11 protein-coding genes and 1 pseudogene are annotated in these 11,344 nt (G+C 43.5%); all 12 read left to right on the top strand.

Features of this window, described 5'->3' with window-relative positions:
- The first annotated feature begins 592 nt into the window (after positions 1 to 592).
- The 12 genes and pseudogenes from RUMCAL_RS04640 (at position 593) to RUMCAL_RS04585 (ending at position 11,342) form a co-directional block, all read left to right on the top strand.
- Positions 593 to 2,386, top strand: coding sequence for a reverse transcriptase domain-containing protein (locus tag RUMCAL_RS04640; protein WP_040647004.1), 1,794 nt, complete (start codon positions 593 to 595; stop codon positions 2,384 to 2,386).
- A 93-nt stretch (positions 2,387 to 2,479) separates the two neighbouring features.
- Positions 2,480 to 3,304, top strand: a pseudogene (locus tag RUMCAL_RS04635) (phage major capsid protein); the annotation flags it as partial.
- A gap of 5 nt (positions 3,305 to 3,309) precedes the next feature.
- Entirely contained in the window at positions 3,310 to 3,582 is a 273-nt protein-coding gene (locus RUMCAL_RS04630; protein ID WP_021681420.1) for a head-tail connector protein, read from the top strand.
- Entirely contained in the window at positions 3,582 to 3,935 is a 354-nt protein-coding gene (locus RUMCAL_RS04625) for a phage head closure protein (RefSeq protein WP_021681419.1), read from the top strand. Before RUMCAL_RS04630 ends, RUMCAL_RS04625 begins: the two co-directional genes overlap by 1 nt.
- Positions 3,922 to 4,290: an HK97 gp10 family phage protein gene (locus RUMCAL_RS04620; RefSeq protein WP_021681418.1), complete on the top strand. Its 369-nt coding sequence runs from the start codon at positions 3,922 to 3,924 to the stop codon at positions 4,288 to 4,290. The genes RUMCAL_RS04625 and RUMCAL_RS04620 overlap by 14 nt, the downstream gene beginning before the upstream one ends.
- Positions 4,287 to 4,604: a hypothetical protein gene (locus RUMCAL_RS04615; protein WP_021681417.1), complete on the top strand. Its 318-nt coding sequence runs from the start codon at positions 4,287 to 4,289 to the stop codon at positions 4,602 to 4,604. Before RUMCAL_RS04620 ends, RUMCAL_RS04615 begins: the two co-directional genes overlap by 4 nt.
- Before the next feature lie 3 nt (positions 4,605 to 4,607).
- A complete protein-coding gene (locus RUMCAL_RS04610; protein WP_021681416.1) occupies positions 4,608 to 5,222 on the top strand; it encodes a major tail protein in 615 nt (204 codons plus the stop codon).
- A gap of 12 nt (positions 5,223 to 5,234) precedes the next feature.
- Entirely contained in the window at positions 5,235 to 5,615 is a 381-nt protein-coding gene (locus RUMCAL_RS04605; protein ID WP_021681415.1) for a hypothetical protein, read from the top strand.
- 229 nt (positions 5,616 to 5,844) lie between these two features.
- Positions 5,845 to 6,687 carry a hypothetical protein gene (locus tag RUMCAL_RS04600; protein WP_021681413.1) on the top strand — a complete coding sequence of 281 codons (843 nt, stop codon included), beginning with the start codon at positions 5,845 to 5,847 and terminating at the stop codon, positions 6,685 to 6,687.
- Positions 6,688 to 6,717: 30 nt separating this feature from the next.
- Entirely contained in the window at positions 6,718 to 6,984 is a 267-nt protein-coding gene (locus RUMCAL_RS04595) for a hypothetical protein (RefSeq protein ID WP_021681412.1), read from the top strand.
- Between the two features lie 73 nt (positions 6,985 to 7,057).
- Positions 7,058 to 10,474, top strand: coding sequence for a phage tail tape measure protein (locus RUMCAL_RS04590; protein ID WP_021681410.1), 3,417 nt, complete (start codon positions 7,058 to 7,060; stop codon positions 10,472 to 10,474).
- Between the two features lie 16 nt (positions 10,475 to 10,490).
- Complete coding sequence (locus tag RUMCAL_RS04585; RefSeq protein WP_021681409.1) at positions 10,491 to 11,342, top strand: phage tail family protein; 852 nt, start codon at positions 10,491 to 10,493, stop codon at positions 11,340 to 11,342.
- Positions 11,343 to 11,344 lie beyond the last annotated feature (2 nt).

Below are 11,344 nucleotides of genomic sequence, written 5' to 3'. Positions count from 1 at the left end.
GGTACAGATACTGAGGGTGGCTATCTTGTGCCGGATGAATTTGTGCGCCTGTAAAAGGCGATGTTTACAGTAGATTAGGCTCTACACCGCACAGCAGAGCGGTTGTCAATCTGCCTAACCGATGACAGGAAACTGGACACGGGAACACAGCACGGCAGAAACGCAGGAAACGTCAAAAGGATATGAGGCGAGTAGTACCTGCAATGACAAGATAACATAAGGATAAGGCTGGATTGCCAAAGCAAAGGTTAGCTCCTTTTTCGTGGGAGGGTGTGGAAATTATCCTGAAACCACTCTCATGACCCCACCATAATATTGAATTCGTTATGGTGTCTGCTATAGGTCATGAAGCAAGCGTGAGAACACGTGAGATAAACCGAAATGATATCCGACAGTTATCACTTGCCTATAAGCATCGTTAAACAGGGATTGCCTAAGTGGAAATGCCGAAAGGCTATGTCTATTCGAGACTGAATATTCCATATGGCAACGGAGCTTCCGTAGTAGTCCGAGGTGGATAACGCCCACTACATGGCGAAGGGAAGCAGTTTGTTAATTCCAAAGTAAGAAGATGAAAGGGAGGAGAATCCTCATGAATCCAACATCGGAGATTTTGGAGCGTGTCAATAAAAGTTCCTCGGAACATCACGACGGAGTCTTTACAAGACTCTTTCGCTACCTTCTGAGAGAGGACATTTATTTTGCAGCTTACCAGAAATTATATGCAAACAGTGGAGCAATGACTCCCGGAAGTGACAACGACACTGCTGACGGTTTTAGTGCTGAATATGTGCATGAACTGATTGAAGAATTGAGGTCAGGAAAGTACAAACCGAAGCCTGTGCGCAGAGAATATATCAAGAAACAGAACGGAAAAATGCGCCCACTGGGTATTCCGTCATTTCGAGATAAACTTCTGCAAGAGGCGGTTAGAATGTTTCTGGAAGCAATCTATGAACCGTTATTTTATGACCAGTCACATGGTTTCAGACCGGAGAGAAGTTGTCATACAGCTCTCGACCAGATAAAGACAAATTTTCGTTCTGTAAAATGGTTCATAGAAGGCGACATCAAGGGTTGCTTTGACAATATAGACCACGCAGTGCTTATTAAAACGTTAGAAGTCAAAATCAAGGACAGCAGATTTATCAATATTATCAGAGCTTTCCTGAAAGCAGGTTATGTGGAAGATTTTCAATATCATACCACAATCTCCGGTACACCACAGGGCGGAATCATTTCCCCTATTCTGGCAAATATATACCTGCATGAGCTTGACCGGAAAGTCATGAAACTCAAGGAAAAGTTCGATAAGCAGTCTACACGACACCAGACACCGGAATATCTTCATTTAGCGAAAAGAAGGCAGACACTTCAAAAGAAGATTGACAGGGTAAAAGGTGAGGAACGTGAGCTTGCAATCAAGGAATATAAAGCGGTGTGCAATCAAAAATTGAAAACGCCCGCAAGAATGTCCGACGATAAAAAGCTTGTATACTGCCGATATGCTGATGATTTTCTAATTGGAATCAGCGGAAGCAGAGAAGACTGTGAAGAAATTAAAGAGATTCTGAGAGAATTTCTATCAACGCAGTACCATTTAGAGTTGAGTGCTGAGAAAACAAAGATCACACACAGTGCTGAACGAGTACGTTTCCTTGGTTATGACGTTGCGGTACGCCGAAGCCAGAAGATAAAGAAAAAGGCAAACGGTGTTAAACAAAGAACGCTGAATAACTCTGTAGAATTAACTGTACCTCTCGAAGATAAGATCATGCAGTTCCTGTTCAAAAACGACATCATAGAACAAAAACCAAACGGAGAAATCTGGGCGGTTTGCGTTCCAAGATTAAGACATCTTTCGGAAGTGGATATTGTGAACAGGTATAATGCACAAATCCGTGGCATTTGCAATTATTACTGCTTAGCAGCGAATTATGATAAGCTGAATTATTTCCGTTATCTTATGGAATATAGCTGTCTAAAGACGCTTGCAAGCAAAAGCAACAGCACAACGAGAAAAATCATCCAAAAATATCGTCATGATGGCAAATGGGCTATTCCCCATGAAGTTAAAGGCGGTATCAAATATGCAAAGCTTGTCTCGTTAGCTGACTGCAAAGCCGGTAAGTTGATGTCCGATAAAGACCCATGGCAATACAAATCCTTTGACCCGAAAAAGCTGTCACAATATGTGCGGTTAAGCGCAGGGGTATGTGAGCTGTGTGGTGATAATAGTGATTCCTGCTGTATTTATCATGCAGGTAAAATGAAGAATCTGAAAAGCACTACGGAATGGGGCAAGAAAATGCTTCACATGAGACGTAAAACGTTGATTGTTTGCCCGAAATGCTTCAAAAAGATTCACAGGGAACAAAATAAATGACATGTCAATAATGAATGGAAAGCCGTGTACATCGAGAGGTGTAAGCACGGTTTGGGAGGGGCTTTGTGCAAACCTGTCATCGAAAGATGATAAGGCGGCACACTGCTACCTCACGAACGAAAACTGGTGGAAGCATTGGAGGAAGAAAGTATCTTCCGTCAGATGGCAACGGTTATCAAGACTTCCAACGGCGACCGCAAGATTCCGATTGTGACTTCCAAGGGCGAAGCAGTCTGGATGGACGAGGAGCAGCAGTATACGCTCTCCGATGATACATTCGGTCAGGCATCGCTTTCCGCATATAAGCTGGGAACAGCAATCAAGATTTCTGAGGAACTGCTGAACGACAGTGTATTTGACCTGCCGTCCTACATTGCCCGTGAATTTGCCCGTCGTATCGGTGCAAAGGAAGAAGAGGCATTCTTTGTTGGTGACGGCAAGGGCAAGCCGACAGGTATCTTCCATACCGTAGGCGGTGCAGAAGATGGTGCAACAACAACCGGTGCAAACATTACCTTTGATGATGTGATGGAACTGTTCTATTCTCTCAGAAGTCCGTACCGCAAGAAGGCTGTGTGGGTTCTCAACGATTCCACGGTTAAGGCACTTCGTAAGCTGAAGGATAACACAGGCAACTATATCTGGAATCCGTCTGTGCAGGCGGGTGTGCCGGATACCATTCTCAATCGCCCTTACAAAACATCAAGCTATGTGCCGGAAATCAAGGCTGGCAACAAGTGTATGGCATTCGGTGACTTTAGTTACTACTGGGTGGCTGACAGACAGGGACGCTCTTTCAAGCGACTGAATGAACTCTTTGCTATGACCGGACAGGTTGGCTTTCTTGCAAGTCAGAGACTGGACGGCAAACTGATTCTCCCGGAGGCTATTAAGACACTTACCATCAAGAAAGCGTGATGTAAATGATAACGCTGAAAGAAGCGAAAAATTATCTGAGAGTGGATTACGATGAGGACGACAGGTTGATTCAGAATCTGCTGCTTACAGCTAAAAATCTGGTAATGGACGTTGGCAGAATGGACGAGGATGCTTTTGCCAGAAATGAAGATACGGTGCGGACAGCGATGCTTTTCGCACTTGGTTATCTTTATGAAAACAGAAGTAATCCCGATTATCAAAAGCTAACGCTGAATCTCAGGTCAATTCTGTTTGCACAGAGAGAGGGCGTGATGTAATGGAAATCGGAAATCTGAATCAGAGAATTACCATTCTGGAACACAGAACTGTTATTGACGAGATCAGCAACCATATCACCAAATGGGAAGAAACATTCTCCCTGTGGGCAAATGTGACCGTGAAAACAGCAAGTGAAACCACTGATGCAGGAATAACCAAAGAGGTACAGAAGCTTGAATTTCTCGTTCGTCAAAGCCCTGCATCACTGAACATCAACAGCACCAATTTCCGTATACTGTTCCGAAACAGTATCTACAACATCACAGGAATTATTCCCCTTTATGACCACAACGATTACCTGAAAATTGAGGGAGAAACAAGAAAGGCAGGTGTCCCCGATGACTTCAATTGATAATATGGCTGCTGAAATCATGAAAGGTCTGACGGAATACGCCGACCTTGCAAATGAAAGCATGAAAAAGGCTGTAAAGAAAACTGCCACAGAGGTAAAAAAAGAAATCTCCGCCAATGCACCAAAGGACACCGGTGCTTACGCAAAAAGCTGGGCAGTTAAAAAGACAAAGGAAAACAGCCATTCTCTGGAAATGACTGTTCACAGTAAGAATCGCTATCAGTTGGCACATCTCCTTGAAAAAGGCCACGCCAAGCGTGGCGGCGGACGTGTGGCAGGAAAAGCGCATATATCCCCTGCAGAGGAAAACGGCGTACAGCTGTTTGAAAAACTGATCGAGGAGGCACTTAAATGACCTACGAACAAATCGCAGAAATGATGGAAGAAATGGGGCTGCCTTTTGCTTACCACCATTTCGCTGAGGGCGAAAGTCCAGCACCTCCTTTTTTACTATTTTTATCTCCCGGAGAGAATACATTTTCTGCGGATAATCAGATGTATTTCAGCTTTAAACAGCTGGATATTGAATTATATACAGACATTAAGAATCCTGAACTGGAAAAGCAGATAGAACAGGTTCTGAAACGTCATAAAATCTACTATACAAAATCAGAAGTATGGATAGAGTCCGAAAAACTCTATGAAGTACTTTACGAAACGGAGGTATAACTTATGGCAAACAAAAAGAATAAGGTTAAATTCGGTTTGCAGAATGTGTACTGGGCAAAGATTAACGAATGGGGTGTAGACTCCGATGGCAACAGGACTTTCCCTGCATATGGAGAGTCAAAGCATCTGCCGGGTGCTGTATCGTTATCTATTGATGCAAACGGCGAGGCCGAGAATTTTTACGCGGACAACGGTGTATATTACGTGATTAACAACAACGCCGGCTACACCGGTGACCTTGAAATTGCCCTTATCACAACCGAATTTGCGACGGAAATCCTTGGAGAAATTCTCGACAACAACGGCGTTCTTGTGGAAAGAAATGATACAGAACTTGCACAGTTTGCATTGATGTTTGAGTTTCTTGGAGACAAGCACCACATCAGACACGTGATGTATTGCTGCTCAGCTTCACGTCCTGCGACAGAATCTGCAACTACAGAGGAAAGCACAGAAGTTAAGACGGAAAAGCTGACGCTCAAGGCGACGCCTTTGCCGACGGGTCTTGTAAAGTCCAAGACAACTGAAAGTACATCGGATACAGTTTACAACAACTGGTTCAAGACACCCTACAGCCCAAGTACACAAACAGCCACAACAACTACCAAGACATCTTAAGGAGGTACTGCTATGTCTATCAAGAAGAATATTACCATTGACGGTATGGAGGTACCATTCAAGGCAAGTGCAGCTGTGCCACGTCTTTATCGTCTGAAGTTCCACAGGGATATTTACAAGGACTTTGCATCGCTGAAAACGGATGTGGAAGAGGGAGATGAGAACAAAAGCGAACTCGATATTGAGAGCCTTGAGGTTTTCGAGAACATCGCCTACATCATGGCAAAACACGCCGACCCGGAAAACGTTCCCGACAGCCCTGATGATTTCCTGGAACGGTTCAATACGTTTAGTATTTATGAGATTCTTCCTCAGCTGATTGAATTGTGGGGACTGAATACAGCAACACAGGTTGAGTCTAAAAAAAACATCGCCCGACTGACCGGCCGATGACTACTCCGCTTTTTCTCCTGAGATGCAAACAGCTCGGTCTTTCCATGACCGAGCTGGATTTGCTGACAATTGGGCTTATCAATGATATGTTCACGGAACGTGAAAATGATGATTACGATGGCTGGAATGAGGTCGCTGGACAGGCGGATTTTGATAATTTCTAAATAGCCTCTTTACTTTTTTCTCTTTATGCAGTATAATAAAGGAAAAGATTCTAAGGGGTGGAAATATGAGTAATTTTAGAGATGAAGATTATGCTTATATTCTTGGAGATTGTCTGCATGATATTTTTTATGTTGATTCATCTTACCGTGGAAAAATTGCTCAAATGAGGTTGCTTTCTGAAATAATAGTAAGGAAGCTGATCGATTATAATCCAGATGATCAGTTGACAATCGGTGACAAGGAAGTCCTAAAGACTGTAAAAGCTCTCACATACGGAGACCATTTTAAGAAATGTATTCTTGCTGTTAAGAATGATACAACTGACTATTACGCAGCGAATTCCTGTTCACATTCAAAAGTACGTTCGCAAATAACACAAGATGATTATAACAAGATCTATGAGCATTTACTTGATCTTATTTCTTGCTTATTTATTCAGTTCTTTTCCAAGCATACTTTTGGCACGAACCAAAAGATAGTTAGCTGTTTTTCTTTGCTCCCGCCTATTATTCGATACAAGGTGCTGAGTTTTTTATATGCTAATGACAACCATAACATTATTTTGATCGATAAATTAGTGTTAGTAACATTAAAAGAATTTGGGAAGGAAAAGACGACTCAATGGCTTGAAGACAATAAAGCTCATTTGACTTCAATTCCAACTGATTTTTATGATAATATGTATCAATACTCTCTACGAACAGTGGCAACAAACATGAAAGCAACATATCAAACAATGGAAGAGGCAAAGGTGTTCTTCAATCACAATAAAAAAGCTTTTGTTGAGGACACCGAGGAAGAGGTGCGAGACTTTGCCAAATTGATGGAATTTTTCTATACCGGAAGAAAGCTGGACACAAAAATAGTTCCGTCAGAATATGTTGTGAGCTTTCATGACAAAAAATAACTGCCATTTATGTAAGGAGGAATGATTTGTATGCCGTACAATGCTTTAGGTGATCTGTATAAGATCGAAGTTGTCAAAAGGCTTCAAAAAATGGGATGCAATGTCAAAAGTGTTCATGCCTTAAATCTGATTTTAGAGAAAATGGGCATCCTTATTCATTCTGGAGATCATTGGCTCACTTCAAAAAACGGGGTTAAGTACACCATATACAGCAGTCAAGTATTCGATGCTGATGCGTGGCACCCTTCAATTGTTGATGCTGTTCTTGAATATTTACAAAATAGCGGAAGAGCCTAAAATATTAAATACACACAAAGCACTTGCTACGGCAGGTGCTTTTTTCATGCCTTTTTGCAGGAGGTGAAACCACATGGCAAACAGAATCAAAGGCATTACAGTTGAAATCGGCGGTGATACCACCAAACTTTCCAAGGCTCTGGAAGGTGTTAACAAGAACATCAAGAGTACTCAGACGCAGCTGAAGGACGTGGAAAAGCTTCTGAAGCTTGACCCGAAAAATACAGAACTGCTTTCCCAGAAACAAAAGCTGCTTGCTGACAGCATTGCTACTACCAAGGAGAAACTCACCACGCTGAAAACTGCCGCAGAACAAGCCAATACTGCACTCGCCAATGGTGAAATCTCTCAGGAACAGTATGACGCATTACAGCGAGAAATTATCGAAACCGAACAGGAACTCCGCAATCTCGAAACCGAAGCCGGCAAAGCATCGGACTCTTTGAAGCAAATCGGTGAAGCCGGAGAGATTCTCCAGAATGTCGGGGACAAGATTTTCGATGTTGGTGCTACACTTACCACAAAGGTTACAGTTCCGATTGCCGCCGCAGGTACAGCAGCAGTCAAGACAGCATCTGACTTTGATTCTGCTATGTCGAAGGTCGCAGCTGTATCCGGTGCAACCGGTGATGACCTTGAAAAGCTTCGTGATAAGGCTCGTGAAATGGGTTCGAAAACGAAGTTCTCAGCATCGGAAGCTGCTGAAGCAATGAACTACATGGCTATGGCAGGCTGGAAAACCGGCGATATGCTTTCCGGTATTGACGGTATCATGAACCTTGCGGCTGCGAGTGGTGAGGATTTGGCAACCACATCGGATATTGTCACTGATGCGCTTACTGCATTCGGCTTATCCGCTGCTGACAGCGGTCATTTTGCCGATGTTCTCGCTTCTGCAAGTTCCAACGCCAATACCAATGTATCTATGCTTGGTGAATCCTTCAAGTACTGTGCTCCGATTGCGGGTGCTTTGGGATTCTCCTGTGAAGATACAGCCGAGGCATTAGGCTTAATGGCAAACGCAGGCATCAAGTCCACACAGTCCGGTACTTCCATGCGTTCCATTATGACCGCACTTTCCAGTGAGGTCAAATTCTGCTCCTCTTCTTTCGGAGAAATGGAGATTGCAACCAGCAATGCGGACGGCTCCATGCGTGACCTTTCCGATATTCTTGCCGACTGCCGAGTGGCATTTGACCAGATGTCTGAATCTGAAAAAGCAAGCGCAGCACAGGCTCTTGTGGGCAAGAATGCCATGTCAGGCTTTTTGGCTTTGATGAATGCTGCACCCCAGGACGTTGAAAAGCTGTCATCTGCGATTGCGAACTGTGACGGCACATCGCTTTCTATGGCGGAAACAATGCAGGACAACCTTGGCGGTCAGCTGACTATCTTAAAATCACAGCTGGAAGAACTGGCTATTTCTTTCGGCGAAATTCTGATGCCTGTCATCAGATCAATCGTAACGAAAATTCAGGAATTTATTGATAAACTCAACGCCATGGACCCTGCCACAAAGGAGACGATTGTGAAAGTTGCTCTCGTTGCTGCGGCAATGGGTCCTTTATTGGTGGTAATCGGCAAAGTCATATCCTCGGTGGGAAGTCTGATGACTTTTATCAGCAAAGTTCCGACTATAATTGCAGGTGCAAAGACAGCATTTTCCACTCTTGGAGCTGCCATTGGCGGTATTTCTGCACCGGTGGTGGCTGTGATTGCAATCGTTGCTGTATTAGTTGCCGCCTTTGTAAATCTGTGGAATACCAATGAGGACTTCAAAAATAGCATTCTCTCCATTTGGGAACAGATAAAAGCTACATTTGAAAGGCTTACTTCCGGAATCGTCGACCGCATCAATGCTCTCGGCTTTGACTTTGAGAGCTTCGGAGAACTGGTGAAAGCCGTGTGGAATGGACTTTGTGAAGTTCTTGCCCCACTGTTTGAGGGCGTATTTCAGCACATTGCAGATATTTTTTCTTTCGTAACCGACACCATTTTAAGTATTCTCGACATTTTCATCGGTCTGTTTACCGGAGATTGGGATCAGTGCTGGAATGGCATAAAAGACCTCTTTACAGGCATATGGGATTTCATTGTAAACTCACTCAGCAATATTCTGAACACGCTGACAGGTGTGTTAGATGTATTCCTTGGCTGGTTCGGCACTTCATGGGACGAGGTCTGGACGGCAATCAAGGATTTCTTCATTGGCATATGGGACAGCATTTGCTCTTTCTTCCAGTCCATTGCCGATTTCTTTGTGAACACCTGGAATGCGATATCTTCATTCTTTACGGGAATTGTAACTGCTATTCACGATACTGCGGTTTCTATTTTTACGGCTGTTTATGACTTTTTCGCAGGAATCCTGACAAGCATTCACGATTTCTTCTCCACCATTTTCAATGCCATATGGACGGTCATTTCTACGGTATGCACCACAATCTACAATACGATTTCAAGCATATGGAATACGATATATGAGTTCATATCTCCGCTTTTGGAAGCCTTGAAATATCTGTTTGAGACGATTTTTCAGGCAATACATATCATTATCAGCAATGTGATGGACTGGATTTCTGAGAAGATACAGACCATATGGAATGCCATTGTGGAGTTTATCACCCCTCTGCTTGAAGGCATTAAGTCATTCTTTGAAACCATCTGGAATGCAATCAGTACTGCGATTTCCACAGTGATGAGTACGATTTCAAATATCATCACCACGGTATGGAACGCAATTTCAGGCTTTATTTCAAGTGTGATGAACACCATCAAATCGGTAATTTCCTCCATCTGGAACACCATCAGCGGTGCGATTTCAGGTGTTGTAAACGGAATCAGAAATACAATATCTTCCGTTTGGAACAGCATTTCTTCTACAATTTCATCGGTGATGAATACCATACGTTCTACTGTGACAAGCATCTGGAACAGCGTAAAATCAGCGATTTCCAATACAATCAGCGGTATTTACGATACGATTAAGAGTGGATTTGACAAGGCGGTCAACTTTGTAAAGGGACTGGCGAGTGATGCATTCAGCTGGGGTTCGGATATCATCAGCGGAATTGTTGACGGTATCAAAAGCTGTATCAGCTGGATTTCCGACGCCTGTACCGATGTGGCGGATACCATCAGAAGCTATCTGCACTTCTCTGTGCCGGACGTGGGACCTCTTACCGAATACGAAAGCTGGATGCCGGACTTTATGCAGGGGTTAGCAGACGGCATTATCAAAAGCAAAAAGGTTATTGCAAAGGCGGTATCCGGTGTTGCGGATACAATGAAAATTGCTCTTAATACCGACCTTAGCTACAAACTTGACGGAATGACAGGTGCTATCATGAACGGCGGAATTGAAAGTTCTGTGGTCAATAACTACTACAATAACGACAACAGCCGTACAGTAAATCAGACCAACAATAGTCCGAAATCACTGTCACGGCTGGAGATTTATAGACAGACAAAGAATGCGGTGAAGATGTAGAAAGGAGTGATTCCAGATGTTCTATCACCTAATCCTGGAAAACGAAACCGGTCAGCAAATTAACCTGTCCAGAACAGCAAACAGGTTCATGTTCTCAAAGATTGAAGGACTGAATCCACCTGCCGGAACAGTCAGCACATCAAGCTATGCCGGAATGGACGGTTCTTACCTCAACAATGCTTTCATTGAAAAGCGAAACGTGGTCATTCCTTTTGAAATGCGTGGCTTTGATGTGGAGAAACGCAGGCATGAGCTGTATCAGGTGGTCAAGCCGTCACGCTACATCAAAATATATTACTCCACAAAAAACATTTCTGTGTATGCCGAGGGTATTGTTGAAACCTGCGAAATGGAGAACTTTGAGATGCTGACCAAAGGGCAGATATCTATTCTCTGTCCCGATATTTACTGGTATTCCACGGAAACCCAGATTGCGGAGTATTCCAAAATCCGTGGTGCTTTCCACTTCATCTTCCCCGATAATGATGAGCCGTTTCCAATCGGTCAATACAGCACACAAAACATCATGACCATTGTCAATGACGGTGATGAAGTGGGCTTTATCCTTGAAATCAGCGGAGGTCCTGCAAAGAATCCGACTATTTACAATGCAGCTACAGACGAATATATGCAGATTCTCGGTGACATCAAAGACGGCGATGTTATCACCATAACTACGAAAACAGGCAATAAGACGGTTACACTGGAACGTGAGGGTGTTGTTACTAATATTATCAACCGGCTTGTTTCGGGTTCCACCTGGCTGACCTTAAAGCAGGGAGAAAATAAGTTTTATGTTCGTGCGTCTGAGGGACTGTCAAGTCTTAAAGTCCGTCTGATACACCGCAATGCGTACTTGGGAGTGTGAAA

The sequence above is a fragment of the Ruminococcus callidus ATCC 27760 genome, assembly GCF_000468015.1.
Lineage (GTDB): Bacteria > Bacillota > Clostridia > Oscillospirales > Ruminococcaceae > Ruminococcus_C > Ruminococcus_C callidus.
The sequence above is the reverse complement of the archived record's forward strand: the minus strand, read 5'-3'. Positions and strand labels throughout refer to the sequence as shown.